The organism is Sabulibacter ruber (genome assembly GCF_017355955.1).
Lineage (GTDB): Bacteria > Bacteroidota > Bacteroidia > Cytophagales > Hymenobacteraceae > Nibribacter > Nibribacter ruber_A.
In genome coordinates this window covers 2,009,049-2,035,783 of the sequence record NZ_JAFFID010000001.1, presented here as the reverse complement: position 1 = coordinate 2,035,783, position 26,735 = coordinate 2,009,049, and the positions used below count along the sequence as shown (strand labels likewise).

Sequence of the window (26,735 nt, the reverse complement as noted above, 5' to 3'; positions counted from 1 at the left end):
GCGCATGGATAAGATTTGGTTAGTGTTTCAGCGCGAGTACCTGGTGCGGGTGCGCAAGAAAAGCTTCATTGTGATGACCATTCTGGGGCCGCTATTGATGGCCTTGGTCATGATTGTACCCATCTGGCTCGCCACCATGTCAGATGATACCAAGATTGTGCAGGTGCTGGATGAGAGCGGCTACCTCAAAGGTAAACTCACGTCTACGGAGGAACTTAAGTTTGTGAACGTGGCGGGTACCCTGGAGGAAGCAAAAGCCAGTTACCTGAAATCTGAAGACGCGGCCCTGCTGTATATCCCGAAAATTGACCTGGAAAAACCGCAGGGCATTCAGCTGTTTTCGCAAAAGAGCACCAGTCTGGCCATGAAAGGGTCGCTGGAGAAACAAGTGCGGCAGGAACTGGAAGAGGTGAAATTCGCCAACTCGGGCATTGACCAGCAGGTGCTGGATAAGATCAAAACGCCTATCAGCATCAGAACCGTGAATTTGAGTGTCGAAGGCGAGAAAAGCAGCGATGTAGCCGTAACCACGGGCGTAGGCTTTATCGGGGCGTTCCTTATTTATTTGTTCATCTTCATTTACGGCGCCCAGATCATGCGCGGCGTGATTGAAGAGAAGACCAGCCGGATTCTGGAGGTGATGGTGTCTTCGGTAAAGCCATTCCAACTGATGGCGGGTAAAATCATGGGCATTGCCGCCGTGGGGCTCACCCAGTTTCTGCTCTGGATAATCCTGACCTCAGCCATCAGCGGGGTAGTAGCCGCCCGGTTCGATCTGAAGCGGTTCTCAGATGCTCAGATAAACCAGACCATGCAAGGCATGGAGAATGACCGCGATGCCCTGCAGGCGCAGGAAATACATGAGGTGGTAAGTGCCGCCCAGAACCTCAATGTGCCCCTGCTGGTAGGAAGTTTCCTGTTCTACTTCCTGGGCGGGTACTTGCTCTACGGAGCGCTGTTTGGGGCCGTAGGTGCCGCCGTAGATTCCGAGACCGACAGCCAGCAGTTCATGCTACCCATCACGGTACCACTCATTTTGTCGTTCATCGTGGCGCAAACTATCATTGTGAAGAACCCGAATGGACCGGTAGCCTTCTGGATGTCCATGATTCCGTTCACCTCGCCGGTGGTTATGATGCTACGATTGCCGTTTGGCGTGCCGGGTTGGGAAATGGCCTTGTCAATGCTGCTCTTGGTGCTCGGGTTCATCGGGACCATTTGGGTGGCTGCCCGTATCTATCGGGTAGGAATCCTGATGTACGGAAAGAAAGTGAATTACCGCGAGTTGTCTAAATGGCTTTTCTATAAAGGCTGAGGAATGGATGTTAGAAGCTAGAGGTTGGACCTAAGACTTTCTGATTATTCTGTTCTGAAATCTAGCGTCTATTAACTAAATGTCCTTTTGAGGCCATTTTTCGCAAAACAGCTCAAAATCATGAAGAAATTACTGCCGCTCTTATTGGCTATGCTGATTTTTAGTTCTTTCACCATGGATAAACCCGCCTATCGCTTGTTCCAGGGCAGCGGCAAAGCTCTGTCATATGAGAAAATGCTGAAGGAGCTGACCGAGGCCGATGTAGTGTTCTTCGGGGAGCAGCACAATGATCCCATCGCGCATTGGCTGCAACTGGAACTGGCGAAGGACCTGTATCAGAAACACGGCAGGCAACTGGTGCTGGGAGCCGAGATGTGGGAAACCGATACCCAAGCCGCGGTGGATTCTTTTCTGCTGGGCCAACTGGAAGAACCGAAGTTCACGGAGGTAAGCCGCGCCTGGCCTAACTACACCACCGATTACAAACCTACCTTGCTGTTCGCCAAAACCAATGGGCTGAAATTCATTGCCACCAATGCACCCAGAAGATCAGCAAGAATGGTGGCCCGCGAAAGCCTGAAAGGGTTGGAGGCACTTCCCGCCGAGGAAAAGCAATGGCTGGCAATATTGCCAATTACGGTAGACCTGGAGCTACCTGCCTACAAACGCATGCTCAGCATGTTCGGGAACTCGCACGGAAACTCGGCGGCTTCGGCGCAGATTGTGGAAGCCCAGGCCCTGAAAGACGCCACCATGGCCCAGTTCATCAGTAAGAACCTGCAGAAAGGCCAGCATTTGCTCCACCTCAACGGTTCCTACCACTCAGACCACCACGAAGGAATAGTCTGGTACCTGCGCCGCCTTCGGCCCGAACTGAAGATCAAAACCATCTCCACGGTACTGCAGCCGCAACTGGAAAAACTGGACAAAGAACACGAGAAACGCGCTGATGTGGTACTGGTGGTACCGGAGGGAATGACCAGAACGTACTAATAATGTGCTAATGGTTTCATGTGCTGATGTGCTAATTTGAAAATTTGAAGAATTTAGCTAAGACGTTTTGGGCCCATTTTCTGGGAAACACACCTGAAATAGCTTGGGATTGGGTTCAGCATTTGCCTTAAGCAGCCTTGGTGAGGAAAGCCTTTTCTTTGCTGGAGGAAATCCCTGTTGAAGCAATTTTAATTCCTGGTACGGTAGAGCACTACATCAGTATTCTTTCTGATAGATCACGAAAGAACCCCTATGGCGCATAAGTTGCTTCCGGGCCTTACTATTCCGTCACTTACCAATCCTAACAATTACTTTCGCGCCATACTGGATTCCTAACGGCTTTACAAACTGCCCGCATGGTAGGTCCAAGTCACAGACTTGAACCATGGAAAGAAAAGAAATGCACGGAAGTAAACCCGCGCCATAGAGAGCCAAAGAAGCCGAAGTTTTTGGAGTAAGCAAAGGTGTAGATGTACATAGACACTCGCAGGTCTGGAAGACGCTGCGAGGTCTTGCGTTCTGAAGCAGTATCGCTGCTATGCAACGCAACTGGTTGGAGATCCCGATTCCAGTCTTTGGCTCGAGCGCCTCGCTTGTGGCCCTTGAATAGCTACTACTAAGCGCAGACTACAGAATTGGGCCGCAAGGGCAGTGCGAGGGGCAAAGACGAGGCCCCGCGGCCGTGAGCGCACCCAGCTCCCTATGCAACAACACAGCCCATGAAATCATAGAAAAGCAAATACTCGCTAGCAACAGCAAACCCATATACAACCGGCATCACACCATCAATGCTATCCGCGCCAGCAACAAGAACACTTGGTTTTAAGCTAAAACCTGAAAAACAGACTTAAAACAAAAAGCCTGCTCATGAACACATGAGCAGGCTTTAAAAAAACTAAAAGAAAGGAAGTGTTACGCTGAGAAAGAGCTTCCGCAACCGCAGGTGCTTTTGGCTTGTGGGTTGTTGAACGTGAATCCGCGGGCGTTCAGGCCATCCTGGAAATCTACTTCCATGCCCATCACATACATGCCATGCTTCTTGTCCATGATGAGTTGAACACCTTCTACATCGTAGATCTCATCGCCGTCTTTGGCTTTGTCAAAACCCAGCAGGTAAGACATGCCCGAGCAGCCGCCGCCTTGTACACCAATGCGTAAACCGTACTCTTCCGGTACGTTTTTATCTTTCATGATCACTTTTACCTCGTGCAGAGCACGCTCGGTTAGTGAAATAGGAGCTTTTTTTACAGTTGTGCTTTCCATAGATAGTGGCTTTTGCGCTGTAAAGGTACTAAAAACTAGACTGTTTCTAAACTACGGCGCTATACTAAGAGTAACCAAGGAACGGGAAAAATGATTCAGCCTGACCAGCATCAATTTTTTACCGATATTTACCTGTTCATCTACCCTGCACCAACCTGCGCGGCGGCTGGTGGGCAAGCTCCGTACAAGGGTTATATACGTTTTACCTATGACAACAGACACTTCTTCTATTGTACTTTTAGTTTTACTGAGTTCTATTCCGGCTCTGGTGGTGGGTGGAGCCTTGTACCTGCTCACCCAACGCTACCTGGAACGTGATTACCGGAGAAAGCTGTTGGACGTGCGGCTGAAAAACACCGAGACCATTCTGCCCATCCGGTTGCAGGCCTACGAGCGCATCATTCTGTTTCTGGAGCGTATCACGCCTAGTAACCTGCTCATACGGGTGAGTCCGGCGGGATTAACGGCAGCCGATTACCAGGCGCAGTTACTGCAAGAAATTCGTGCCGAGTACACGCACAATCTCTCGCAGCAGCTGTACATGAGTGAGGTGGCGTGGCAGCAGGTGAAAAGAGCCAAGGAAGACGTGGTGTCCATGATCAACCAAAACTACCAAAACCTGCAGGACAAAACCCGAGGCACCGAACTGGCTAAAAGGGTACTGGAAACCGTGCTGCATAACGAGGTAGACCCCACCGCCCAAGCCATTCAGGCGCTGAAGCGGGAATTGCACGAAGTTTTCTAGTCTATTGAAATGAAAGAGCTAAAAAGATTGAGGCTGCGTTGGCTGTTGTTTGTAGTATTCAACGTTATGAGTCTGGTCTCTGCCAGAGCGCAGGAGATTTCACTGGAGAAGAAAAGCATCCTGAATAACAAAGTTTCGGTGCTGATCCCGGCCACGTTTGGGGTAATGGAGGAAGAGATGCTAAAGTTTAAATATCCCTCAGAACGCAGACCTACCTTGGTGTACACCGATGAAGATGCGAAAACAAACCTAGCTTTCAACTATATATCCAGCAATGCTTCCCAGGCGGTACTGGAAGCTTATAAGCAATCTATGGAAACCAGTTTCAGAAATAGCTTTCCTACGGCAGAATGGATTGACAAGGGCGTGAAAACCATAAATGGGCGAAAAATAGGATATCTGGAGGTAGTTACCCCAGCCGCGGATCAAAAGGTGTACAACCTTATTTTCTTTACCGATGTGGATGGAAAACTGCTTCTTGGAACCTTCAATTGTCTGGAGAAGGAGCGCCAGCAATGGCAGTCTATCTCTCACCAAATCCTGAATTCTGTACAGGTAAATTGAAGCATCTCATCTGATTTCACCCGAAAGGAAGACAATCCAGTCCTCCTTTCAGGTGATTTTCTTTTATAATGGTTTTACCATTTTCATGCTGTACATCATGGGCAGTTTGTCTTCAAAGCCTTTGATGCGCCAGTAGCCGTCTGGGCCCTGTACGGTGTTGGCAAAGCAGTTGTAGTAGGAGTAGGGCAGTTCCTGAAAATCTACCAGTTGAAGCTTTTGCCGCAGAAGCGCTCCTATGACTTCGCTCAGGGAATGGTTCCAGGAAACCTCGGTGTAGGAAATGGGGGCCTCCGTGTCTGCGTAGGTGCCGGTAGATTCCTCCACAATGGGGCCGCCGGTGTTGAAGTAAGGATACTCCACCCGGGTGAAGCTGTTGTCAAACATCCAGATGGCGGGGTGGAACTCGGCCAGGAAGAACGTGCCGCCGGGCTTCAGGAAATGCGCGATGACCTGGGCCCACTTGTCCAGATCCGGCAGCCACCCGATGACACCGTAAGAGGTGAACACAAGATCAAATTGGCCCTCCAAGTGCTGAGGCAGATCATACACATTGCAGCACACAAACTCCGCATCCAGCTTCAGTTCTTCGTTCAGTTGCCGGGCCAGCATAATGGCCTCGTCTGACAAATCAACGCCGGTAGCTTTGGCGCCCAGCCGCGCCCAGGAAAGCGTATCCTGCCCGAAATGACACTGCAAATGCAGCAGTTTTTTGCCTTTTACATCGCCCAGCGCTTCCAGTTCCAGCGGGTTCAGGCTGTTTTTGCCCTGTTTGAAAGAATCTACGTCATAAAAGGCCGAGTCTTTGTGCACACCGGTGCGCAGGTTCCAGGCCTGGCGGTTCAGTTCAAAATAGTCAACGGGTGATTCCATGATAGATACCAGATGTTGTATGTTAAATTTTAGACAGTTGAAAATATATTTACCCTTTGATTCATCTAGTTGCTGCATTAGAGCCTGTTTCGTTCAGGAATTCCTCTAATAGCTATTTTGCTGGAATCCGTACGTCGTTACAGTGTAACGTCGCTACAAGAACCCGAATGTAGCGTCGTTACACTGTAACGACGTCATCTGGCAGAATAAAAGGGAGCTGTCTTCCACAGGTAAGTGAGGTAAGGTGAAAAAAAAGCGTCTTTCACACGTGGGAGGTCTATACGTTGACCTTTCCTAAACAGCCTCATAGTTAGTCTATTTTCTAGCTACTAACGTCTAATATCCAGCGTCTAGCATCCAACTTAAAACGGAATAGAAAGCTGCCCACCCTGGTGTTTGCCGTAGCTGAGGTTGGAAACGGTAATGCCCAGCAGCCGCACGGGTTTGGTGGGGAAGAAGGGCGTGCGCAGTAAATCAGTGGCGATGTCCAGCAAAACTTCCTCGGCGCGTACGTTGGAGAAAAAGGTTTTGCTGCGGGTATTGAGGGTGAAATCGTGGTACTTGAGTTTGAGCGTGACGGTTTTGCCAGAAGCTTCCAGCCGGTGCAGGTCATAGGCCACTTCCTCGGCCAGGCGCTGCAGCTCCGGGAGCATTTCAGCCTCGGTTTCCAGGTCCTCGCCGAAGGTGCGCTCAGAACCGATGCTTTTCCGGATGCGGTTAGGCTCCACGGGGCGTTCATCCTGCGCCCGGGCAATCTGGTAAAAATAGGAACCAGATTTTCCAAAATGGCGGCGCAAATCTATCTCGGAGCGGGCTTTCAGATCGGCACCGGTATGGATACCCAGTTGCTTCATTTTGGCTGCGGTCACATCACCAATGCCGTAGAATTTTTCAATAGGCAGAGCCTCCACAAAAGCCTCGGCCTCGTCGGGCAACACCACAGTGAGGCCATTGGGCTTGTTTTTGCCCGAGGCTACCTTCGCCAGGAACTTGTTAAACGACACGCCCGCCGTAGCGGTGAGGTTCGTTTCCTGCAGAATCTCGTGCTTGATGCGCTGCGCGATAAACATCGCCGATTTCAGCCCCATTTTGTTCTCGGTCACGTCCAGGTAGGCTTCGTCCAGGGAAAGGGGTTCCACCAGATCGGTGTAGCGATGGAAAATCTCTCGGATCTGCCGCGACACCTGTTGGTAGACCTCAAACCGGGTGGGCACCATGATGAGGTGTGGGCATTTGCGCAAGGCCACCTGCGAGGGCATCGCCGAAAACACGCCGTACTGCCGGGCTTCGTAACTGGCTGCCGCCACCACTCCGCGTGCCTTGGTTCCACCCACGGCCACGGGTTTCCCGCGCAGGGCCGGGTTGTCGCGCTGCTCCACCGAGGCGAAGAAGGCGTCCATGTCTATGTGGATGATTTTGCGCACAAATGCAGGAATTAGGTTCTGGGGAAGTGGCGTGCTAAGGCCGGTTTTAGGAACGTGAGAAGCTTGATTGAATTTTATTCTATTGATTTACAAGCGTTAAACTTTTGAGGGTTTACCCGTGTAAAATGATTCATGAACTTGCGACGTTTCCCGTACGTACTGCGAAGTTAGCTTATGGATTCATTCTGGGCTAGGGTTACGCGTACGTACTCTCAATTTAAGCTTTTAACCATCTATTTTTAACCTCTCTTAAACTATGAAAATCAAATCTCTACTGTCTCTCTTCGTGTGCGGTGTGGCTAGCCAATTGATGATTGGCTGTAGTTCCTCAAACCAATACTTTGATTTCAGCACTCCTGCTACCACTTACCATAAAGCGGCTCCCAAAGCAGCTGAGGCTACTGCCGTAGCTCCGGCAGAGTCTGTTACAGCTGAAACGGCAGTTATTGCCCAGGCTGCCCCTGAAACAGCAAATGCTCCGGTAGCAGAAAACCAAGCGGAGAAAGCGCCGGTGCTGGAAGCAAACGCAGCCAAACCAACCGCCTCCAGAGAAGTAGCCCGTACGGCTCCCTTAACGTCATCGGCGGTGGCATCTGCGTTGGAGGCAAACCCACACGTGAAAAACCTGGCGAATGAACTGGCCGGCGCCAAGACCAAGAAAGACGTGAAAACGGTGACCAAGAAAATCATGCGCGAAGCCAAAGCCGTGAAGAAAGCCAATGCCATCAACCAGTACATCAAAATAGGTTTAATTCTGCTGGTGGTGGGTGCCTTGCTGAGCTTGATTCCGGGCTTAGGCTTGGTAGGAGCCATTGCGGCCATTGTAGGTCTGGTATTTATCCTGCTGGGCTTGCTGGAAATGTAGGCGCAGAAGAAATCAACTATACATCAAAGGCATCGCTCTTAAGGGGCGGTGCCTTTTTGTTTTAGCCCAGATTTTGGGAAAACAGCCCTGAAACAAGTGCTTAATCATCTTCACGGTGCAGGTGGTACAGGAAGTAGCCCAGCACCACAATACCGGCTCTGATGGCCCAGCCTAAAGGCCTTCCCCAATTATCAACCCACAAAAGCAAAAAATGATACGCACCAAACGTGGCCACCAGCAGGGAAACCAAGCCTACTAGGAACATGCCTAAGCCTATGTACTTCATGGGGAAAGTTTGTTTAGGGTAGCAAAGGATTGAAGATACAAAATGATGCAGAAACCCGCTTCTTTCCACAAGGGCTTGCCAGAAATTTTTAGGAAAAACCGGTAACCAAAAATGAAGGCATGCCGGCAAAAGAAAATCTCCGTTTCAGGGCTGTTTTCTGAAAAGCAGCCCTGAAACGGAGATCTATGCAGTTGCGCTTGCCGGTGGCGTAAGGAGGTACTGCTTAGTTGCTATACTCTTGCGGTACGCCGCCATTGGTACCCGCCTGTGACGGAATCCCAAGTTTGCGCTCACGCTGCTGTTGGTACTGCTGGAACTGAGTCACAGAAAGTACGCTTTTCAAAGACTCCAGGCGGGTGGCCCCAATCAGATCCATGGTAGCTTTCAGTTGCCGCGGATCGTTTTTGAAGTCTTTTTTTGCTTTCTCCAGCTGCTGAATACTGGACAGGTTTATTTCTTTCACCTTGGCGGCTTGGGCCGAATTGAGTCTCAGGTGCTGGGTCATGCTGGTAGTCATGGCCTGGGCACGGGCTTCCGGGGTTACTGAGCGCGACTGTGCGTAGCCGGAAAGGGTGGTAAAAGTCAGGGCCAGCAAGAATATAATCTTCTTCATATTGTAAATCGGTAAAATCTTAGCGTAAGGGTGCTTAGGTTTTCAAAAGCCTAAGGCCGTGAATTAGTTCCGGGTTTTAAGGCGCAATTTACAAAAACCGGGCCAGCCTTAGCGCCGGAGAGGGCCAAAAAGCCTCTATTTGGGTGCAGGGTTTCCGCTAAATTCGCCTTATCTTTGAAATCCATACGCTGTTTATAGAACGGCGTGTAGAGAGAACAAAGTCTTTTCAGTCCATTTTTTTAGCATGCCAGAGAACCATTTCAAAAAGATTGCCGGAGAGCTGCAGGTAAGCGAGCGCCAGGTAGAAGCCACCGTGCAATTGCTGGATGAAGGAGCCACTGTGCCTTTTATTGCCCGTTACCGCAAAGAAGTAACCGGAACCCTGGACGAGGTAGCCATTGCCGCCATCCGCGACCGCATTGAACAACTCCGCGACCTGGACAAACGCCGCGAGAGCATCCTGAAGTCGTTGAAAGACCAGGCCAAACTCACGCCCGAGCTGGAAGCCCAGGTACTGGCCGCCGAAACCATGGCCGTACTGGAGGATATCTACCTGCCGTTCAAACCCAAGCGCCGCACCCGCGCCACCATCGCCCGCGAGAAAGGCCTGGAGCCCTTGGCGCAGACCTTGTTTGAGCAGGCCAATGTGGATGTAACCGCCGAGGCTGCCGCTTTTGTGAGCGAAGAGAAAGAGGTAAAAGACACTGAGGAAGCCCTGGCCGGCGCCCGCGATATCATTGCCGAGTGGGTGAACGAGAACCCTGAGGCGCGCGCCAGCATCCGGAACCTGTTTGAGAAGCAAGGTGTGTTCAAAGCCCGCGTGATTCCCGGCAAAGAAGAGGAAGGCCAGAAATACAAAGATTACTTTGAGTGGGACGAGCCCATTGAGAAAGCCCCCAGTCACCGTATTCTGGCCATGCGCCGCGGCGAGAAAGAAATGGTGCTCATGCTGGATGCCCAGCCCGACGAAGAGGCAGCAATTGAGGCTTTAGAGCGTCAGTTCGTGAAAGGCAACAACGCCGCCGCCCAACAGGTGAAACTGGCCGTGAAAGATTCCTATAAGCGTCTGCTGCGCCTGAGCATGGAAACCGAAGTACGCCTTTCCTCCAAGAAACGCGCAGATGAGGAAGCCATCAAGGTATTCGCCGATAACCTGCGTCCTATGCTGCTGGCGGCTCCGCTGGGGCAGAAACGGGTGCTGGCCATTGACCCCGGCTTCAGAACCGGCTGTAAAGTGGTAGCCCTGGATGAACAAGGCAAACTGCTGCATTATGAGGCTATTTTCCCGCACAACGGCGCAAACCAAGCTACCTTGGCCGGCCAGCAGGTGATGGTGATGTGCCACAAATACAACATCGAAGCCATCGCTATTGGGAACGGGACCGCTTCCCGCGAGACCGAGACCTTTGTGCGCGGCCTGGGCTTGCCCAACAACATCGCCATCATTATGGTGAACGAGAGCGGTGCTTCTATTTATTCCGCGTCTGAGGTAGCCCGTGAGGAGTTCCCGGACCAGGACATCACCGTGCGCGGAGCCGTTTCCATCGGTCGCCGTTTAATGGATCCTTTGGCGGAATTGGTGAAAATCGATCCGAAATCCATTGGCGTAGGCCAGTACCAGCACGACGTAGACCAGAATGCCCTGAAGCACAGCCTGGACGATGTGGTGATGAGCTGCGTGAACGCCGTAGGCGTGGAAGTGAATACCGCCAGCAAGCAGCTGTTGACGTACGTGTCGGGCTTAGGACCGCAGTTGGCCCAGAACATTGTAGACTACCGTAACCAGAACGGCCCGTTCAAAACCCGCAACGAACTGCGCAAAGTAGCCCGTCTGGGCGACAAAGCCTTTGAACAGGCGGCCGGTTTCTTGCGCATCAGAGGCGGCAAACACCCCTTGGATTCCAGCGCCGTGCACCCAGAGCGTTACGAACTGGTGGAGCAAATGGCCAAAGACCTGGGCGCTACCGTGGAAGAACTCATCAAAAGCGCCGAGCTCCGCAAGAAAATAGACCTGAAGAAGTACGCGTCTGACACCGTGGGTTTGCCTACGCTGCAAGACATCCTGAACGAGTTGTCCAAACCCGGCCGTGACCCGCGTGAAAGCTTTGAAATCTTCAGCTTCACCGAAGGCGTGAACGAAATCACCGACCTGCGCACCGGCATGAAACTGCCTGGCATCGTGACCAACATCACCGCTTTCGGGGCTTTCGTGGACATTGGAGTGCACCAGGACGGACTCGTACACGTGAGTCATCTATCAGATCGCTTCGTGAGCAATCCGCATGACGTGGTGAAAGTAGGGCAGAAGGTAGAGGTAACCGTGCTGGAGGTGGAAGTGGGTCGCAAACGCATCGCCCTTTCCATGAAAGGTGACCCGCAATCCGCTACCAAGCCAAGCCACGGTGGTGACCGCAAGCAAGGCGGCAGTCGCCGGGAAGCTCCCGCCGAGGAGGAAGATATGGCAACCAAACTGAACAAGCTGAAAAGCATGTTCCGGTAATCGGATTCATATAGTATAAAGAAAAGGCCAGTGATTTACACTGGCCTTTTCTTTTGTTAGGGTATCTTCCCTCGCTCGCCTCCGGCGAGTGTGAGGTAGGGTGCGGCCTCTGGCCGCGTTTTAAGAAAGACTACATCTAATCTGCATAGCGGCGGGACGCCGCTGAGTAACTCACACTCGCCGGAGGCGAGCGAGGGAACCGAGTGCGTGTTGCTAGCCAATTACTCAGAGCGCCTACTTGGAGGCTGCCGAAGCTCTTTTAGACTTAATCAACTCCATGGCAAACTCCATGTCCACATCCCGCTTACGGATAATGTCTTCTGCCGTATATTCAATGGGGTAATCTGGTAGAATGCCGCGGTCTTTGTGGGGATAGCCTGATACCGCCATGAAGTAATTCCACTGCGGCACAGCCAATTCAAGATCGGTATTGGGGAGTTTGACCGGCACGTGGAAGCCGCTGGTATTGCCGTAGTAAGCTCCGCCGGTCTCGCGGCCGATGAAGGTGGCGCGCTTGTGGTAGTGGGCGATGGCGCAGAACTCGGAGGTCACGGAGAAACTGTAGCCATCGGTCAGGATGTAGACATCGCCTTTGAAGTTGTTCTTTTGGGGCTTCTGCTCGCGCAGGGTTTTCTTGAACCGGAACGTGTAGTTTCCGCCATCGGTCTTGCTGATGAGTTTCCGGTAGAGGGGGTACATGCCGGGTAGCCACACAATATGCTCAGCAAAGGTGAATTTGGCCTTCTTAGGCACCAGCAGGCTGTCATAGTACTTGAAGCGCTTATCGGTGAGGTAAGAATAGAGCAGGGCGCCCCATTTGTCTATGCCGCCCTCGTTGCTGCGCAGGTCTATGATGAGGTTTTGGGTGTTTTTTGCGTTAATCTGCCAGAAAATGTCTTTCATGACTTTCTCCACATCCAGTTCGTTTTTGTAGATGTTGAAATGGTCAATGGTGAGCAGGGCCGTGTTGTTTTCCTTGTACTCCACCCTGATGGGGCTCTGTTTCGGTTTTTCCCGTTCTTTTTCCAGCTTCTGGATGGTTTCTAAGGTAACCGACGGTACCTGTGCGGTTTTCACTTCAGAACTGCCCGGGGCTTTAAACGCAATTTCATACCTAGGAGCTGCGCCAATGTAGGTGCCGTAATAGAAGGGCAAAAAACGGTCTAAGGAAAGATACTTCACGGCCTGGCTGTTACCATCGGCGAAGAAGACGGTGGGCAGCAGTTTCTCCACCAGACTGGCCACAGAAAGGCCGTTGATGCTCAGGATCTCGGAACCCAGCGGAATAGCCGATTGGCCGGAAATGTCATGCACAAGATGGCCCTGCTTGCCCGTGAAATGAAGCTCAAGTGGGAAGAGCTTATCCAGGTTATAGTAGTATTGGTAGTGTTTCCGCTCGCGGGGCATCCATTTCACGTGTCCGTCTTTCAGGGCAGTTACCAGCGGGGTGGCGGCTACAAAGAACTCCTGCTGCGTCATAGGCCGGTTGAGGGTCTGGGCGACACTGTCAAACAGCGCCTCGAAGCGTTCCTTGGAAGTGTAGCGGTACATGCCGGGGTGCCCTTCGTCCAGCACTCTGTGCATGAGTTGGAGATCGGCCTGCAACTGGGCAGGGCTGAACTGCTGCTTTGGATCAGGAGCAGTTGTTGTAGTCTGGCTCAGGCCTGGATAGGAGCCCAGCAGACAAAGAGAGAATAGACAGCGTCTCAAGAAGTTTGATTTCATAGGTTTTAACTGATTGAACGCTGCAAACCTACGCGGCTCAGGTACTTGAATCGTCTGGCCCGCTAAGTTCAGACTTGTTTTAAAGGGTTATGTTAGCTGATCCGCTGAGTTCAGACGGGCCTCGGTGTGGGTCTTGATGTATTCAGACGGTGTTTTTCCGGTCTGTTTTTTGAAAACGGCGTTAAAAGTAGCCTTGGAGTTAAAACCGGCTTCCTCGGCCACCGCCAGGTTGGTCAGGTGCCGGTACTTGGGGTTTACCAGCATCAACTGCGCCTCGGCCACGCGGTACTGGTTCACGAAGTCGTAGAAGTTTTTGCCCAGCCGGTTGTTGATGATCTGCGAAAGGTGGTGCCTGGAGATGCCCAGTTTGTCTGAGAGTTCCTGGATGGTGAGGGTAGGCTCAAGGTACGGCTTCTCCTGGTCCATGTAGGTGAGCAGTTGATCCAGGTAAGTCTGGCTGTCTTCCTCCTTCAGGGTTGACTTTTGGTATTTGGGCGATGGTGTTGTAGCCATAGGAGCCTCCGCGTGAGGCGCTACTTCCTGTAAAACGGGGGCAGGTACTGTCTCTTGATAATCCATCGGCACAGGCGTAGTGGGTATGGCTGTGAAGATCTGCGGTTGCGCCAGAGCCTTGTAGCCAATCCAGTAGATGAGGCCAATCACCCCGAAGTAATGTAGATGGTACCGGTAAATCTGGGTGAGCACCGGAATCTCCCATTTCTTGGCGTAAAAAGAAATTACGGCCATTACCAGAATGCCCAGCATGATATAGATAAACTGCTGCAGCCACTGCAGCCTGATCTTTTCCAGCTCAGAGAAGGAATTGGCAATGGTTTTCCGGTAGCGGCGGTAGGCAACCAAGGAAAGCAACAGGTAAAAGCTCACCATCAGCAAGGCTAGCTGGCCAATAAACCCGAAATCATCGCGGGAGGCCAGTTCAAAGTCGTTCAGGTAAGCAACTTTTTCCTCGCGGCTTTTCAGGTAATAGGGAAGCAGGCTGAAGAAAACCAACAGGGCTGGCACAAAATGCAAGGCATCTAAAGACCGCAGCCGGGGCTGTTCCTGCGTCAGTTTCTCGGTGAACAGGTACACCAAAGGCGCAAAAATGATGGGCAGCAGCCAGCTTACTTTACTCAGGTGCGGAAACGTCAGGAAAAACTCGCGGGTATCAAATGCCACCAGAATGGCCTGAAAAGAAATCAATATAATAAGCGCCGCCAGCAGCCGGTTGGCCAATTGGTTTGCTTTGCGGGTAGCCAGCAGAAAAGCCAGTACCAAGCCCTGTACCGCTCCCCCTACAATGATAATCTGGATCGCCTGCGTTGACATAGCCTGTAAATGCGTTGACTATCCAAATCTACAGAAAACTTGGGCAGTTTAAACCTGTATGGGAAAATTGCAAGAAGGCAGAGAGAAGGCATTGGCTCGGCAAACGCAGAAATTTGTATTCCATGGCTTCTATCCCTCTGCAGGGCTTGAATTTAGCCTTTTTATCAAGTGACTAGGTCTTAATTAATTGCATTCCTGTAAACCTGCTAAGTATTCCATAGGGTTAAAATGTTAGCCTAGTGCAATTGATATATTATTTCTCTGCAAAACCAGAATTTCGCAATGAAGGTATCTACATTGATAGATACTGCTAAGCTGTTTCTCTTTTTAAGTGGATAGTGGACGAAGGAGATATGAGAGACAAAGAACTCAGAACGCGCCATGGAATCGGAAGAATACTTATTGCTGGAATCGGATCGGTTGCACCATCTCTTAGTGTTGCATTGGTACGGTTTTGTTCCCAGTGAAGTATACCGCGAGGGGCTGCTGGAGGCGGTGCAGATTTCCAGAAGAGAACACATGCAGAACTGGGTGATGAACATGAAAAGCATGAAAGTCATCCGGCAGGCCGATCAGGAATGGACCATGAACACCTGGTTTCCGCAGTTTCAGTTGCTGAATATAAAGCGGCTGGCGTTTGTGGTGTCAGATGATATCTTCAACCAGATGGCCGTAAGCAACATGATTGCCACCCTGCGCCCTAAATTCCTGGCCGAGGTGGAGTATTTCCAGGAACTGAACACTGCCCTGCGCTGGGCGCAGGAAAGTACCCGCGGATTAGGCGATTTTGGCCGGTTTTCCGTAAAATAGCCCCAAAACGATTAACGTACTGCATGAACATCCGCAAGAAAGTAAAAGCAATCCTTCCGCTGGAAGGTGGCCGCTTTGTGGCCCTGGGCGTATTTGTGAAAGCCGCCGAACAGGCGCAATGGTCAGACAAGGAGATCCAGACCGTGATTGACGAGGTAGTGGAGGCCGAGGAAGCCGAGGCCCTGACCATTCTGCAATCGTACACCGAATCTTAAACCAACGCCTATGCCCCTGAACCCCAGGCTGGAAGCCAGACTAAGCAAAATCTCACAGCCCGATGCCCGCATTGACGATGTGTTTGCTGGCAATGACCTCACCATCATCACAGACAAGCAGGGGCACGCCGTCACGCTGTTCATTGGTAAGCGTAGGCCAGACGGCAGCATCAATGGGGAACGGTACGTGCGCCGCATGAAGTTTGAGGCCGATGGCGTTACCCTTAAATCCAGCCACTGGGAGGCCAAAGGCAAAGTAACCCGCTCCTGATTTGGCGGTGTTTCCCGGAAAACAGCCCTAAAATGGCCTTCGTCTGAAAGTGAATTTCTTTGGGCGAAGGTTTTTTTGTTTCCATTCCCAACTCTTTCCAGTTTCCCTGCCGTATTTGCCCAGTAAACCCAACTGGCTATGAAAATACTGGTGATAGAAGACGAACCTGAAATGCAGGACACCGTGGTGCGCTCGCTGGAACAAGAGAAATACCTGGTAGAAACCGCCTCAGATTATGACAGTGCCCTGGAAAAAGTGGCCCTGTACGCCTATGACTGTATTTTGCTGGACATCAATTTGCCCGGCGGCAGCGGCCTGGCCATTCTGGAGGAACTCAAAAAGCAGCAGAAAACCGATGGAGTGATCATCGTCTCGGCCCGCAACTCCGTAGATGACCGCATCCAGGGTTTGGAACTGGGCGCCGATGATTACCTGCCCAAGCCGTTCCACATGGCCGAGCTGCACGCCCGCGTGAAATCGGTGCTGCGCCGCAGGAAGTTCGATGGGCAGAACCAGCACCAGCTCCAGAACCTGCAGATTGACCTGGACAAGCACCAGGTGTGGGTAGCCGGCGAGGAGCTGGCGCTTAACCGCAAAGAATATGACATTCTGCTGTACCTGGTCACCAACAAAGACCGGTTGGTAAGCAAAACCGCCCTGGCCGAGCACGTCTGGGGCGATTACATTGACCAGGCCGATAACTACGAGTTCATTTATTCCCAGATCAAGAACCTGCGCAAGAAACTGAAAGACCACGGCGCCGAGGTAGAGATCCAGGCCATTTACGGCATCGGGTATAAACTGGTGACCGCATGAAACTGCTCAACCACGCCACCGCTTACCTGGCGGGATTGCTGCTGGTAGTCATCTCTGCGTGGGCGGCGCTGTTCTATTTCAACATGCTGGACGAGATCTATGACAGCATGGACGACGGTCTGGAAAACCAAAAGATTCTGGTGATTCAGAAAGCCGCGCAGGACAGTACCGTGCTGGCGCAGCGCAGTTTTGAGGCCGGTTACTTCAGGGTAAAGGAAATCCCGTTCACGCTGGCCATCCACCGCAAAGACACCTACCAGGACACGCTCATGTACATGCAGAACGAAAAGGACTTTGAGCCCGTGCGCATGCTCACCACCGTGTTCCGGCACCACGAGAAGTACTACGAACTGCGGGTAATCACCTCCATGGTGGAAGAAGATGACCTTATTGAAGACCTGCTGTACTCGCTGCTGTGGCTGTACCTGGGGCTGGTGGCCAGCATTCTGGTGCTTAACAACCTGCTCCTGAAGCGCATCTGGAAACCTTTTTACCACGTGTTGCAGCGCCTGCAGCAGTTCCGGCTGGAAGACGCCAAACCCGTGCCGGTGCAGAAAACCAACATTGAGGAGTTCCAGCTCCTGAACCAGACTGTGGAAAAGCTGCTGCAGCAGAACGTGGCCGCCTACCAGAACCAAAAAGCCTTCATTGAAAACGCCTCGCATGAACTGCAGACACCTTTAGCCATCAGCCTGAACAAACTGGAACTGCTCGCCGAGAGCCAACCTTTGCAAGAGGAGCAACTGCTGCAGATCGGGGTCGTGATGGAGAACCTGGAGCGCCTCACCCGCCTGAACAAATCCCTGCTGCTGCTCTCTAAAATAGAAAACCGGCAGTTTGGGCAGGAAGAAGAGGTGTCCATGCGGGCACTCCTGCAGAAAACCTTAGATGATTTCTCTGACCAGATCGCCTTCAAAGACATCAGGGTTGAATTAGAGGCCCCAGATGAAGTCACCCTGCAACTGAACCCCGATTTGGCCGCCATGCTGGTGATGAACCTGCTCAAAAATGCCATTGTGCACAACGCCAAAGGCGGCTACCTGCGGATTCAGCTAAGCAAGGCTGCATTGAGCATTGAGAACGAAGGCAAAACACACCCGCTCCCCGCCGACAGGGTGTTCAACCGGTTTTACAAAGAAGAGGCGTCCGCTTCTTCCACGGGCCTAGGGTTGTCCATCGTGAAAGCCATCTGTGATCTGTACGATTTCACAATTGACTACACTTACCGGCAGGGGCACGTGTTCACGGTCCGGTTCTAGGCCTGAATTCTGTAAATGCCCAGTAAAGTAAAAGCAGGGAAAAACCCTGCTTTTTGTTTTAAGGCCGATTTCCCCAAAAAGGCCCTAAAACGGATTGTCTGTCCAGCTTTCCCTGGCTCAAAATTTTTCTAAATTTTTTCTTCTGGTCTACAGATTCCCAATTCTTTCCTGATTTGGGTCCGAGCTTTGGGGTACAATAACCTGATAAACCAATGTATAGACCTATGAAAAAGCGCCTTTTTATCTTGTTAGCGGTGGCCGCTCCGGCTTTGGGCTGCAGCCAGAAACTGACCGGCGTGCAACCTCCGTCTTTGGTGCAGAACTCTCTGCAAGTGAAGTATCCCGCGGCTAAAATGGTGGAATGGGAAAAGGAGGGAGCGCTCTACGAGGCCGAGTTTGCTATAAACCAGATTGAACATACCGTGCTGCTGGATGCCACCGGCCGGGTAGTGATGCACAAACAGGAAATCACTTCTTCGGAGTTGCCTCAAGAAGTTACGCTGGGCCTCCAGCGCGATTTCCCGTCCCACCTCCTGGATGACCTGGAGAAAGTGGAAAAAGACGGCCGCGTGTACTTCCAGGTGGAGTTGGAGAATAACAACCAGGACCTGAAGAAAGTATATGCCTCTGACGGATCGGTGGCAAACCTGCCGTTCTGGGACTAACCACGGCAAGAGCACTCCTGAAGTTGCCAGCAGGGCAACCTGATTCTGGGCTGATTTTAGAAAAACAGAATAGAAACGAAATACCGCGGCAAAAGGAGAAAGGCTTGCTTTAATTCTGAGCACCACTTTCCGCCGCTTTTCTTACCATCAAAAAAAGAGAAACATATGAAACGCTTTCAGATCATAGTAACCAGTCTGCTGTTTTCATTTGCCGTGCTGGCCTGCGAGAGCAACAGTGCCCACGGCATGGCCGACGAGAAACCCAAGAAGAAAAAGAAGAACAAGACCGTAGAAATGGCTTCCAATGCCGTGCAGGTAAACCAGAAATGGGAAGTGCCTGAGATTCTGCGGGAAGTATCTGGTATTGCGTACCTGGGCAACGGGCAGTTTGCCTGCGTGCAGGACGAGGCCGGCGTCATTTTCGTCTATAACACCAACACCAATAAGATAGACCGGCAAATTACCTTCGGGGCGGCCGGCGATTATGAAGGCATCGCGCTGGCGGGCAACACCGCCTACGTGGTGAGAAGCGATGGACACTTGTTTGAGGTGGCAGACTGGCAATCAGAGGCTTTCAAGATCAGTGACTATGAAACGCCCCTCACCGAAGCCAACAACGTGGAAGGTCTTACCTATGACCCTAAAAACAAGCGCCTGTTGCTGGCCATCAAAGGAGAGGAAGCCGGTACCTCAGAATACAAAGGCGTGTACGCGTTTGACCTGGCAACCAAAAAGCTATCTGAGCAGCCGGTGTTTAAACTTAGCCTGAAAGACCCGATGCTGAGCCAAACCGAACAGAAGAAGGTGAGCAAAGTGTGGCAGCCCTCAGAAATTGCCATTCACCCCATCACCGGCGAAATTTATTTGACCGAAGGGGCTAATCCGCAGTTGTTCATTCTAAACCCAGACGGCAGCATTAAAGTAAGGCATAAACTGAGTGACACAACTTTCTATAAGCCGGAAGGCATTGCGTTCAGTCCATCGGGTGAGTTGTATATCTCCAACGAAGGGAAGAAAGAACCTGCCAATATCCTGCGCGTCCGCTTGTAGAAAACAAGCGGACCGTTTACCGGTTTAGTTCTTGCTAATTCGCTTTTTATGCTTGTACAACGAAATCTTAAGTGGAGTGTAATTGCCCACTACACCTGGCAAGGTGTGCTGTATTATCTTCTGCTCTCCGTGGCGGTCTACCTGCTGCATGATTATTTTGAGGCCCTGCATCTGCACTTGCCGTTCAGCACGCTCACCGCGCTGAGTACGGCGCTTGCTATTTTCCTGGGTTTCAAGAACAGCAACGCCTATGAGCGCTGGTGGGAAGCCCGCCAGATCTGGGGCCAATTGGTGAACAGCAGTCGGGCCTGGGGCCGGGAAGTCATCACCATGATTGTGCCCACCAACCATGAAGATACCGAGGAAGTAAAGCAATTGCAGAGACGCATGGTGTACCGGCACATGGGGTTTGTGCACGCGCTGCGGGTATTCCTGCGCCATCCTAAACCCTACAATGAAACCAAGCAGGAAGAAATCATTGAAGAAACCAATGACTATACAGATACGGTTTCGTTCCTGTCCCCAAATGAGTTTAAGGCGTTCAGCGGCAAGAACAATCCACCCAACTACCTGCTCAATTTACAGGGCGATGACCTGAGGTTTGCCTTTGAACGGGGCTGGCTTTCTGATTTCCGTTTTGTGCAACTGGAACAAACCCTGGTGGAGTTCAACAACATCCAGGGGCGGTGCGAGCGCATCAAGAACACGCCGTTCCCAAGGCAATACAGCTATTTCTCCCGGGTATTCGTGTTTATTCATGCCTCCTTGCTGCCCTTTGTGTTTGTAGATGAGATTGGCTGGGCCAGTATTCCGGTATCGGTGATTATCTCTTTTGTGTTCCTGTGCCTTGATCTGGTGGGCGAACGCATGGAAGATCCCTTTGAGAACCGCCTGGAGGATGTGCCGCTTACCGCGCTTTCGCTGTCCATTGAAACCAACCTGAAAGAGCACTGGGGAGATACCAACTTCCCGGCACCCAAGAACCTGGAAAAAGGAGTTGTCTTATAGCCCAGGTCGCTGATCGGCTAATTACGGCCTGTTTTCCCGAAAACAGGCCTGAAACAGAAAGGCTCCTCTGCCAAGCAGAGGAGCCTTTCTGTTTCACATAAACAAACAAAACTTACCTTGAAACGGAAGTAGAGGGAGTCATTCTGGTTAAAATAGCTTCACCCACAATCATCACTCCTATCACAAAGTGAGGTCCCCAGATCACATCATGGAACATGAACAGCCAGGGAGACAAGGCCAGGAACAAACCAATGGCTAAATCGCTCACAATGTGGGCAGGCATCGGCAACATTTTGATAGCCCCGGTTTCATTACGGGTCATCAGGGCCTGGATGAGAATAATAGCGCCAACGGCAACCGGCACCCAGGTTTCTGCTCCGCCCTGGTAAAAGCCAAACAGCCAGGGTGAGGCAATCAGTAAAATGGCAGTGAGATAATCAATAACACCGTGAATACTGGTGGGGATAACACGCATATCAACCTCCTTTAGTTAATCAACAAATCTTTGCTTTTATATACGCAGGCGAAACTGAGTGGCTATGCGGGTTTGTACTGATTTTGAATAAGTTACGGTTGGTTAAATACGGTTTTTGAAATAATGCTTTCTTCTGTAAGCTCCATACATTATCTTAGTTGATATCAATATGATATCAAAATGAAATAAGTCTATGAAAGCTGAAAAACCATACCATCCCGCCTCAGGTTATACCATCCTCATTCTTCTGCTGCTGCTGATTGGAGTAGCTATAGCTTCTGTCTATTACCTGGGAGCTGGGACCCTGGGCCCCTTTTCCCTGATTTTTGTGTTCATCGGGAAGGGGTTCAAGATCATCAACCCCAATGAGACTAAGGTGCTTACCCTGTTTGGCGAGTACAAGGGAACCATCAAGCAGAACGGTTTCTTCTGGGTAAATCCTTTTTTCGCTTCTAAAAGCATCTCGCTCAGGGCCCGCAACCTGGACACTAACCCCATCAAGGTGAATGACAAACTGGGAAACCCTATCATGATTGGGGTGGTGTTGGTCTGGCGGGTAGAGGAAACCTTCAGAGCCGCTTTTGAGGTAGACAACTTTGAAACCTTTGTGAAAGTACAGAGTGAGTCTGCCATGCGGAAACTGGCCGGGGCTTACCCTTATGATAATTTTCAGGATGAAAGTGAGATTTCTCTCCGGGGCAGCAGCCAGGAAGTGAACGATGAACTGGAGCGTGAACTGATGGAACGGCTGGCCATTGCCGGTATCCATGTGCTGGAGGCCCGTATTAGTTATCTGGCGTATGCGCAGGAAATTGCCAGTGCCATGTTGCAGCGCCAGCAAGCCACGGCCATTGTAGCAGCCCGGGCCAAAATTGTGGAGGGCGCCGTGGGTATGGTAGAGATGGCTTTGGCTGAGCTCAATGACAAACGGTTGGTAGATTTTGACGAGGAACGCAAAGCCGCTATGGTAAGTAACCTCATGGTGGTTCTGTGTTCAGACCGTGCGGTGGCCCCCGTGGTAAATGCCGGAACTTTACATCACTAGCCTATGGCCGAGAAAAAATCGTTTGCCCTGCGCATGAACGCTGAGATGATGAAAGCTGTGGAAAAATGGGCCGCAGACGAGTTCAGAAGCACTAACGGCCAGATTGAATGGATTATTCAGGAAGCGCTTAAAAAATCTGGCCGGTTGCCTAAACCCAAAGAAGAACCTCAGGAAGGCGAAAGTACCCCTGAGGGTTCTGGCAGTTAATATTTAATCAAAACGGCTTATCCAGAAAAATCAGGAGCACATAGACATAACGTGTTGAGACTCTGTAGGAAGTACATGAAACGCTTTCCTGCAGAGGCTCTGCCTTTTTACCGGCTGGTTATTTTTTTGAGAGGTGCGCTAACTTTTACCTAAGCAAGACGTACATAGATTCTTTCTAAGATATATAGTAAGTCATATATATAGATGAATTTGTGACTAAGTAGTTCCTCAGAGGAAACTAGTAAAAATGCTTGCAGAAAGTGGGTATATACCTAGTTGAGATTGAGTAAATTATAGATAACTTAAGCAAGCATAATCTGCCAAAAGAGACACCCATTACTAAAGCTTAATTTGAACATATGGAATATCAAGTAAAAGATGCCAAAGGGCGTTTAGGAATCCTGATTCCGGGTTTGGGAGCCGTGGCTACTACCTTTATTGCCGGTGTAGAGGCCGTAAGAAAAGGATTGGCGCAGCCTATCGGGTCTCTTACCCAAATGGGAAGCATCCGGTTGGGCAAGCGCACCGAGAACCGTTACCCATTGATCAAAGACTTTGTTCCGCTGGCAGATCTTTCTGACATTGTGTTCGGAGGCTGGGACGTGTACTCAGACAACGTGTTTGAGGCAGCGGTGAACGCCAAGGTGCTGGAGCCCATGCTGCTGCACGCCATCAAGCCGGAGTTAGAGGCGTTGAAGCCCATGAAAGCGGTGTTTGACAAAGCCTACGCCCGCAACCTGGACGGCACCCACGTGAAAGAGGGCGCCAACAAGATGGAGCTGGCCGAAATGCTGATGGACGATATCCTGAACTTCAGAGAAGCGAATGACTGCGACCGCCTGGTGATGGTATGGTGCGGTTCCACCGAGATCTACATCGAAGAATCTGATGTGCACAGATCCATCGAGGCGTTTGAGGAAGGCCTGCGCAACAACGACCCGGCTATCGCCCCGAGCATGATCTACGCGTATGCGGCCATCAAGTCCGGCGTTCCTTTCGCCAACGGGGCGCCTAACCTGACCGTGGACATCCCAGCCATCGTTGAATTAGCAAAAGAGCACGGCATCGCCATCTCCGGCAAGGACTTCAAGACCGGGCAGACCTTGATGAAGACCATCCTGGCCCCCGGGCTGCACGCGCGTGCTTTAGGCGTGAGAGGCTGGTTCTCCTCCAACATCCTGGGAAACCGCGACGGGTACGTGCTGGACCATCCGGATAACTTCAAGACCAAAGAGGTAAGCAAGCTGAGCGTGCTGGACGAGATCTTCAAACCGGAATCAAACCCAGAACTCTACGGAGACATGTACCACAAAGTGCGCATCAATTACTACCCGCCGCACGGCGATAACAAAGAAAGCTGGGACAACATCGATATCTTCGGCTGGCTGGGTTACCAGATGCAGATCAAGATCAACTTCCTGTGCCGCGACTCTATTTTAGCGGCCCCACTTGTTCTTGACCTAGCCCTGTTCACCGACCTGGCGCAGCGGGCCGGCATGAGCGGCATCCAGGAGTGGCTGAGCTTCTACTACAAGTCGCCGCAAACCGCCGAGGGACTTGCCCCCGAGCACGACATCTTCAAGCAATTGATGAAGCTGCAGAACACCCTGCGCCACATGATGGGCGAGGACCTGATCACCCACCTGGGCCTGGATTACTACCAGGATCTGGTAGAGGCTTTATAAGAAATATTCCCAGACTGGTTTCGGCTGGTTTTGGGTAAAACACACGAAAAAGGGAGGTGGTACGGTAGCAACCGAGGCTACCTGCCTTTTTTGGTATCTGCCGCAGATGAATGACCGCCAGAGACAATAGCCAGAAAATCTTATTGTTTTAGGCATTTGGTGAGCCAATAAAGTAGAACCTTAGAACCTTACCAGGAAAAAGACGATAAAAGGTTGTGATAGATGAAGTGGTAGGCAGGTGTATGGCTGTGAGAGCGGTACGGGCTTTTTTCTCTTCTCTTCTGACAAGATTAGTGTTGTTCCGGTTTTTGACATTCTCAACCCTTTGTACATCAGTTGAACCATTCAAGTGAAAGGCAACTGGGGTGTGATGCTGGCCGATGTGGTGGCCGGAGCGTTAGCTAATCTTGTGTTACAAATGTAGATTCACATTAAACTGCTTTAGATGCTGACCTTCTTAAAGGCCCAAACCGCCTCGGCGGTTGCCACAGTAGTTGATTTTCTGGTAACAATTATAGCAGTAGAGTTTTTCAAAAGCTGGTATGTAACAGCTTCTTTGCTGGGTACCGTGTGCGGCGGGGTTTTCCATTTTGCCTTAGGCCGGTCATGGGTCTTCCACTCAGAAGACGCTGATGTGGTGCCTCAGGCTATGAGGTACTTCATTATCTGGCTGGGAAGTATTTTCCTGAATGCGGCGGGTGTGTATGTGATTACTCATTACAGCGGCACCAGCTACATTATCTCTAAAGTCATTACGTCGCTTCTGGTGGGAATTGGGTATAATTACCTCATGCAAAAGAAGTTTGTATTTAGATAGTCTATGCATTTTGCCAATTTTTTGACTTTGGGTACATGGAAACAAGTGAGAAAATAGATCTGGATACCAACTTTGAGGTGCAGAAAACCACAGACGAAAAGGCATGGAAGGTCTTTCTGCAACAGGGTATCTACAAGATTGTGAATCCCTTTGTCAGGCTGCTGATCAGGCTTGGTTTTACGCCTAATGCCGTTACCACTACCGGGTTCATTATGAACGTGGGGGTGGCCGTCATCTTTGTGGTTGGCGGGGAGAGCGAGAACCGAGACGATTTGTCTTACGTGGGTTGGGCCGGTTTCCTAATTATGATGGCGGGCCTCTTTGATATGCTGGACGGGCAAGTAGCCCGGATGGGCAAGATGGGATCCACCTTCGGGGCTTTGTATGACTCGGTGCTGGACAGGTACAGTGAGCTGATCATGTTCCTAGGCATCTGTTACTACCTCATGGCGCATCATTATTTCCTGAGTTCGCTTTTCGCGTTTATTGCCATGATTGGCTCTATGATGGTGAGTTATACCAGAGCCCGGGCCGAGGGATTAGGCGTGGACTGCAAAGGCGGTTTCTTTCAGCGGCCAGAGAGAGTGGTGCTGATTGCCCTGGCCGGTATGTTCTGCGGTATTGCCTCCTCCATTATTGGCGGTGACTACAAGCTGTATGTGCCCGGCATTCCGTTCCACATTTTCGAGACCATGTCCATTTTCACGGTTCCTATCACGGTCCTCGCCATTTTCACCAATATCACTGCCATTACCCGGTTGAGGGAAGCCAAGCATGCCATTGAACTGAAGGAGAAAGCCCTGGCAGACCAGTAAAAAATTCAAGCTTGTGAAAGAATACGGAAGCGTTTTTAGGGCTGTTTTACAGAAAGCACCCCTAAAGCGCTTTTGTTTTGTTCAGGTTTCTGGCCTGTTTTCTTTCAAATAGCTCCAGCATGGGCTCGCCATCCCGCTGCGGGAAAGGAACGCCTAACAGTTCTGCCATGGTGGGCGCCACATCTACCTGGGACCGGGGCCTGGATGCCAAAGTGCCGGGCTTTACATCGGGGCCGAGCACCAGCAAACTGATATGCCGACAGCCCTTGCAATTATCGCCGTGATTCTGGAATTGGGTGCCGGTGTGCCGCCCATGGTCATTGGTGATGAGCAGGGTAGTGGTGTTTTTGTATTCTGGGTGCTTTTGTAGCCAGCTCCAGAGGTCCGACACCATCTTATCGGTTTCCTGAATAGCGCCCAGATACCCTTCCCAGTTTTTAAGGTGAGCCTCTGAATCCGGCCCTCTCAGGTTGATGAGTGCTGTCTTGGGGGTGTGTTTCGCCAGCAGTCTTTTGGCAACCCTAAGGGTGGTGGTATCATCGCGGTAGCCGGAGCCTAAGCCTTCCACGCCGCAGTCAACAGACGGGGCAAAGGCTGCCGCAGATTCTGAGCTGTTGGTACGGGCCAGTATTTCCAGTTTGTCTTTACTGGTAATAATCCAGGCATCCTGGGCGGGAGCACCGGTGAATTTCCGGTAATAATGAAAAACCGATGGATAATCAGGAATCTCGCTGCCGTTGTTCTTCAGGCGCTGGTATTTACCGGTGGTTAAGGCTGCGTGCCCTGGATTAGTGAGGGTAACTCCCTGGTTATAAAACGCTGGGTGGAAGAGGCCCTTGGAGGCCAGTTTAGTCATGTGCGGAATATAGCGCCGGGTAGAATCACCCCAGGACTCAGAGTACCGTACCCCGTCTATGACCACCAGGATCACGTTTTTAGTGGCGTATGAGTGTTTTGGTTCCTCTAAAACAGTGGCAGCCTTAATAGTTGCTGCTTCATGGTTTCTGGTGTTGGTGGAAGATTGACAGCCGTGCAATCCTAATCCAGAAAGTAAAAGCAGGAGGTAGATCGAAAACCCTTTACCCATGTATTCTTCTCTTGTATG

28 protein-coding genes are annotated in these 26,735 nt (G+C 51.1%); 19 read left to right on the top strand and 9 right to left on the bottom strand.

The window, feature by feature from the left end; all coding sequences use genetic code 11:
• Positions 1-4: 4 nt before the first annotated feature.
• Complete coding sequence (locus tag JT719_RS08275; RefSeq protein ID WP_207432359.1) at positions 5-1,315, top strand: ABC transporter permease; 1,311 nt, start codon at positions 5-7, stop codon at positions 1,313-1,315.
• 120 nt (positions 1,316-1,435) lie between these two features.
• Entirely contained in the window at positions 1,436-2,308 is an 873-nt protein-coding gene (locus JT719_RS08270; RefSeq protein WP_207432357.1) for a ChaN family lipoprotein, read from the top strand.
• Positions 2,309-3,220: 912 nt separating this feature from the next.
• Here the strand turns inward: JT719_RS08270 and JT719_RS08265 are convergent.
• Complete coding sequence (locus tag JT719_RS08265; protein ID WP_207432355.1) at positions 3,221-3,571, bottom strand: HesB/IscA family protein; 351 nt, start codon at positions 3,569-3,571, stop codon at positions 3,221-3,223.
• A 208-nt stretch (positions 3,572-3,779) separates the two neighbouring features.
• Between JT719_RS08265 and JT719_RS08260 the strand changes: the two genes are divergently transcribed.
• Together JT719_RS08260 and JT719_RS08255 are read left to right on the top strand one after the other, a co-directional pair.
• The gene (locus JT719_RS08260; protein WP_207432354.1) at positions 3,780-4,316 is read left to right on the top strand and encodes a DUF7935 family protein; all 537 of its coding nucleotides are present in this window, start codon (positions 3,780-3,782) and stop codon (positions 4,314-4,316) included.
• A gap of 66 nt (positions 4,317-4,382) precedes the next feature.
• A complete protein-coding gene (locus JT719_RS08255; RefSeq protein WP_207432353.1) occupies positions 4,383-4,880 on the top strand; it encodes a DcrB/PsbP domain-containing protein in 498 nt (165 codons plus the stop codon).
• 63 nt (positions 4,881-4,943) lie between these two features.
• On the opposite strand, the gene JT719_RS08250 is transcribed toward JT719_RS08255, so the two are convergent.
• A complete protein-coding gene (locus JT719_RS08250) occupies positions 4,944-5,750 on the bottom strand; it encodes a class I SAM-dependent methyltransferase (RefSeq protein WP_207432352.1) in 807 nt (268 codons plus the stop codon).
• Positions 5,751-6,112: 362 nt separating this feature from the next.
• Positions 6,113-7,174, bottom strand: coding sequence for a DNA polymerase IV (gene dinB, locus JT719_RS08245; protein WP_341350747.1), 1,062 nt, complete (start codon positions 7,172-7,174; stop codon positions 6,113-6,115).
• Between the two features lie 256 nt (positions 7,175-7,430).
• Here dinB and JT719_RS08240 point away from each other — a divergent pair, with 256 nt between their 5' ends.
• Entirely contained in the window at positions 7,431-8,039 is a 609-nt protein-coding gene (locus JT719_RS08240; RefSeq protein ID WP_207432351.1) for a hypothetical protein, read from the top strand.
• Between the two features lie 100 nt (positions 8,040-8,139).
• On the opposite strand, the gene JT719_RS08235 is transcribed toward JT719_RS08240, so the two are convergent.
• Positions 8,140-8,325 carry a hypothetical protein gene (locus tag JT719_RS08235; protein WP_207432350.1) on the bottom strand — a complete coding sequence of 62 codons (186 nt, stop codon included), beginning with the start codon at positions 8,323-8,325 and terminating at the stop codon, positions 8,140-8,142.
• Between the two features lie 223 nt (positions 8,326-8,548).
• On the bottom strand, positions 8,549-8,938 hold the full coding sequence (locus JT719_RS08230; RefSeq protein WP_207432349.1) for a hypothetical protein: 390 nt from the start codon (positions 8,936-8,938) through the stop codon (positions 8,549-8,551).
• Between the two features lie 244 nt (positions 8,939-9,182).
• Between JT719_RS08230 and JT719_RS08225 the strand changes: the two genes are divergently transcribed.
• Complete coding sequence (locus tag JT719_RS08225; RefSeq protein WP_207432348.1) at positions 9,183-11,438, top strand: Tex family protein; 2,256 nt, start codon at positions 9,183-9,185, stop codon at positions 11,436-11,438.
• Between the two features lie 234 nt (positions 11,439-11,672).
• Here the strand turns inward: JT719_RS08225 and JT719_RS08220 are convergent, their stop codons facing one another.
• Together JT719_RS08220 and JT719_RS08215 are read right to left on the bottom strand one after the other, a co-directional pair.
• On the bottom strand, positions 11,673-13,163 hold the full coding sequence (locus tag JT719_RS08220; protein ID WP_207432346.1) for a S41 family peptidase: 1,491 nt from the start codon (positions 13,161-13,163) through the stop codon (positions 11,673-11,675).
• A gap of 87 nt (positions 13,164-13,250) precedes the next feature.
• Positions 13,251-14,492 carry a helix-turn-helix domain-containing protein gene (locus JT719_RS08215; RefSeq protein ID WP_207432345.1) on the bottom strand — a complete coding sequence of 414 codons (1,242 nt, stop codon included), beginning with the start codon at positions 14,490-14,492 and terminating at the stop codon, positions 13,251-13,253.
• Positions 14,493-14,873: 381 nt separating this feature from the next.
• Here JT719_RS08215 and JT719_RS08210 point away from each other — a divergent pair, with 381 nt between their 5' ends.
• The 8 genes from JT719_RS08210 to JT719_RS08175 all read left to right on the top strand — a co-directional run bounded on the left by JT719_RS08210 (position 14,874) and on the right by JT719_RS08175 (position 20,586).
• A complete protein-coding gene (locus JT719_RS08210; RefSeq protein WP_207432344.1) occupies positions 14,874-15,302 on the top strand; it encodes a hypothetical protein in 429 nt (142 codons plus the stop codon).
• A 23-nt stretch (positions 15,303-15,325) separates the two neighbouring features.
• Positions 15,326-15,517 (top strand): hypothetical protein, encoded by a 192-nt coding sequence (locus JT719_RS08205; RefSeq protein ID WP_207432343.1) that lies wholly within the window; start codon positions 15,326-15,328, stop codon positions 15,515-15,517.
• A 10-nt stretch (positions 15,518-15,527) separates the two neighbouring features.
• Positions 15,528-15,788 carry a hypothetical protein gene (locus tag JT719_RS08200; protein ID WP_207432342.1) on the top strand — a complete coding sequence of 87 codons (261 nt, stop codon included), beginning with the start codon at positions 15,528-15,530 and terminating at the stop codon, positions 15,786-15,788.
• Positions 15,789-15,926: 138 nt separating this feature from the next.
• On the top strand, positions 15,927-16,604 hold the full coding sequence (locus JT719_RS08195; protein WP_207432341.1) for a response regulator transcription factor: 678 nt from the start codon (positions 15,927-15,929) through the stop codon (positions 16,602-16,604).
• Complete coding sequence (locus JT719_RS08190; protein WP_207432340.1) at positions 16,601-17,863, top strand: sensor histidine kinase; 1,263 nt, start codon at positions 16,601-16,603, stop codon at positions 17,861-17,863. The genes JT719_RS08195 and JT719_RS08190 overlap by 4 nt, the downstream gene beginning before the upstream one ends.
• A gap of 224 nt (positions 17,864-18,087) precedes the next feature.
• A complete protein-coding gene (locus tag JT719_RS08185) occupies positions 18,088-18,528 on the top strand; it encodes a hypothetical protein (protein ID WP_207432338.1) in 441 nt (146 codons plus the stop codon).
• Between the two features lie 165 nt (positions 18,529-18,693).
• Positions 18,694-19,578 carry an SdiA-regulated domain-containing protein gene (locus JT719_RS08180; protein WP_207432336.1) on the top strand — a complete coding sequence of 295 codons (885 nt, stop codon included), beginning with the start codon at positions 18,694-18,696 and terminating at the stop codon, positions 19,576-19,578.
• 48 nt (positions 19,579-19,626) lie between these two features.
• Positions 19,627-20,586 (top strand): bestrophin family protein, encoded by a 960-nt coding sequence (locus JT719_RS08175; protein WP_207432335.1) that lies wholly within the window; start codon positions 19,627-19,629, stop codon positions 20,584-20,586.
• A gap of 112 nt (positions 20,587-20,698) precedes the next feature.
• On the opposite strand, the gene JT719_RS08170 is transcribed toward JT719_RS08175, so the two are convergent.
• On the bottom strand, positions 20,699-21,061 hold the full coding sequence (locus JT719_RS08170) for an SPW repeat domain-containing protein (protein ID WP_207432334.1): 363 nt from the start codon (positions 21,059-21,061) through the stop codon (positions 20,699-20,701).
• Positions 21,062-21,254: 193 nt separating this feature from the next.
• On the opposite strand from JT719_RS08170, the gene JT719_RS08165 reads away from it, so the two are divergent.
• The 5 genes from JT719_RS08165 (at position 21,255) to JT719_RS08145 (ending at position 25,630) form a co-directional block, all read left to right on the top strand.
• A complete protein-coding gene (locus JT719_RS08165; protein ID WP_207432333.1) occupies positions 21,255-22,106 on the top strand; it encodes an SPFH domain-containing protein in 852 nt (283 codons plus the stop codon).
• Between the two features lie 3 nt (positions 22,107-22,109).
• Positions 22,110-22,313, top strand: coding sequence for a type II toxin-antitoxin system antitoxin (locus JT719_RS08160; RefSeq protein WP_207432332.1), 204 nt, complete (start codon positions 22,110-22,112; stop codon positions 22,311-22,313).
• 359 nt (positions 22,314-22,672) lie between these two features.
• On the top strand, positions 22,673-23,998 hold the full coding sequence (locus JT719_RS08155) for an inositol-3-phosphate synthase (protein ID WP_207432331.1): 1,326 nt from the start codon (positions 22,673-22,675) through the stop codon (positions 23,996-23,998).
• Between the two features lie 445 nt (positions 23,999-24,443).
• Complete coding sequence (locus JT719_RS08150; protein ID WP_207432330.1) at positions 24,444-24,815, top strand: GtrA family protein; 372 nt, start codon at positions 24,444-24,446, stop codon at positions 24,813-24,815.
• 35 nt (positions 24,816-24,850) lie between these two features.
• Positions 24,851-25,630: a CDP-alcohol phosphatidyltransferase family protein gene (locus JT719_RS08145; RefSeq protein ID WP_207432329.1), complete on the top strand. Its 780-nt coding sequence runs from the start codon at positions 24,851-24,853 to the stop codon at positions 25,628-25,630.
• A gap of 61 nt (positions 25,631-25,691) precedes the next feature.
• Here JT719_RS08145 and JT719_RS08140 read toward each other — a convergent pair whose 3' ends face one another.
• Positions 25,692-26,717, bottom strand: a complete 1,026-nt coding sequence (locus JT719_RS08140) for an alkaline phosphatase family protein (protein ID WP_207432328.1) — start codon at positions 26,715-26,717, stop codon at positions 25,692-25,694.
• Positions 26,718-26,735: the final 18 nt, after the last annotated feature.

What these genes read in the sequence shown, in the direction of transcription:
- JT719_RS08175 (WP_207432335.1), top strand. Translation starts at nt 19,627, where the DNA reads ATGCTTGTACAACGAAATCTTAAGTGGAGTGTAATTGCCCACTACACC.
- JT719_RS08265 (WP_207432355.1), bottom strand. Translation starts at nt 3,571, where the DNA reads ATGGAAAGCACAACTGTAAAAAAAGCTCCTATTTCACTAACCGAGCGT.
- JT719_RS08250 (WP_207432352.1), bottom strand. Translation starts at nt 5,750, where the DNA reads ATGGAATCACCCGTTGACTATTTTGAACTGAACCGCCAGGCCTGGAAC.
- JT719_RS08155 (WP_207432331.1), top strand. Translation starts at nt 22,673, where the DNA reads ATGGAATATCAAGTAAAAGATGCCAAAGGGCGTTTAGGAATCCTGATT.
- JT719_RS08260 (WP_207432354.1), top strand. Translation starts at nt 3,780, where the DNA reads ATGACAACAGACACTTCTTCTATTGTACTTTTAGTTTTACTGAGTTCT.
- JT719_RS08205 (WP_207432343.1), top strand. Translation starts at nt 15,326, where the DNA reads ATGAACATCCGCAAGAAAGTAAAAGCAATCCTTCCGCTGGAAGGTGGC.
- JT719_RS08190 (WP_207432340.1), top strand. Translation starts at nt 16,601, where the DNA reads ATGAAACTGCTCAACCACGCCACCGCTTACCTGGCGGGATTGCTGCTG.
- JT719_RS08140 (WP_207432328.1), bottom strand. Translation starts at nt 26,717, where the DNA reads ATGGGTAAAGGGTTTTCGATCTACCTCCTGCTTTTACTTTCTGGATTA.
- JT719_RS08230 (WP_207432349.1), bottom strand. Translation starts at nt 8,938, where the DNA reads ATGAAGAAGATTATATTCTTGCTGGCCCTGACTTTTACCACCCTTTCC.
- JT719_RS08215 (WP_207432345.1), bottom strand. Translation starts at nt 14,492, where the DNA reads ATGTCAACGCAGGCGATCCAGATTATCATTGTAGGGGGAGCGGTACAG.
- JT719_RS08255 (WP_207432353.1), top strand. Translation starts at nt 4,383, where the DNA reads ATGAGTCTGGTCTCTGCCAGAGCGCAGGAGATTTCACTGGAGAAGAAA.
- JT719_RS08170 (WP_207432334.1), bottom strand. Translation starts at nt 21,061, where the DNA reads ATGCGTGTTATCCCCACCAGTATTCACGGTGTTATTGATTATCTCACT.
- JT719_RS08200 (WP_207432342.1), top strand. Translation starts at nt 15,528, where the DNA reads ATGCCCCTGAACCCCAGGCTGGAAGCCAGACTAAGCAAAATCTCACAG.
- JT719_RS08195 (WP_207432341.1), top strand. Translation starts at nt 15,927, where the DNA reads ATGAAAATACTGGTGATAGAAGACGAACCTGAAATGCAGGACACCGTG.
- JT719_RS08185 (WP_207432338.1), top strand. Translation starts at nt 18,088, where the DNA reads ATGAAAAAGCGCCTTTTTATCTTGTTAGCGGTGGCCGCTCCGGCTTTG.
- JT719_RS08150 (WP_207432330.1), top strand. Translation starts at nt 24,444, where the DNA reads ATGCTGACCTTCTTAAAGGCCCAAACCGCCTCGGCGGTTGCCACAGTA.
- JT719_RS08225 (WP_207432348.1), top strand. Translation starts at nt 9,183, where the DNA reads ATGCCAGAGAACCATTTCAAAAAGATTGCCGGAGAGCTGCAGGTAAGC.
- JT719_RS08220 (WP_207432346.1), bottom strand. Translation starts at nt 13,163, where the DNA reads ATGAAATCAAACTTCTTGAGACGCTGTCTATTCTCTCTTTGTCTGCTG.
- JT719_RS08165 (WP_207432333.1), top strand. Translation starts at nt 21,255, where the DNA reads ATGAAAGCTGAAAAACCATACCATCCCGCCTCAGGTTATACCATCCTC.
- JT719_RS08275 (WP_207432359.1), top strand. Translation starts at nt 5, where the DNA reads ATGGATAAGATTTGGTTAGTGTTTCAGCGCGAGTACCTGGTGCGGGTG.
- JT719_RS08160 (WP_207432332.1), top strand. Translation starts at nt 22,110, where the DNA reads ATGGCCGAGAAAAAATCGTTTGCCCTGCGCATGAACGCTGAGATGATG.
- JT719_RS08145 (WP_207432329.1), top strand. Translation starts at nt 24,851, where the DNA reads ATGGAAACAAGTGAGAAAATAGATCTGGATACCAACTTTGAGGTGCAG.
- JT719_RS08240 (WP_207432351.1), top strand. Translation starts at nt 7,431, where the DNA reads ATGAAAATCAAATCTCTACTGTCTCTCTTCGTGTGCGGTGTGGCTAGC.
- JT719_RS08235 (WP_207432350.1), bottom strand. Translation starts at nt 8,325, where the DNA reads ATGAAGTACATAGGCTTAGGCATGTTCCTAGTAGGCTTGGTTTCCCTG.
- JT719_RS08180 (WP_207432336.1), top strand. Translation starts at nt 18,694, where the DNA reads ATGAAACGCTTTCAGATCATAGTAACCAGTCTGCTGTTTTCATTTGCC.
- JT719_RS08270 (WP_207432357.1), top strand. Translation starts at nt 1,436, where the DNA reads ATGAAGAAATTACTGCCGCTCTTATTGGCTATGCTGATTTTTAGTTCT.
- JT719_RS08210 (WP_207432344.1), top strand. Translation starts at nt 14,874, where the DNA reads ATGGAATCGGAAGAATACTTATTGCTGGAATCGGATCGGTTGCACCAT.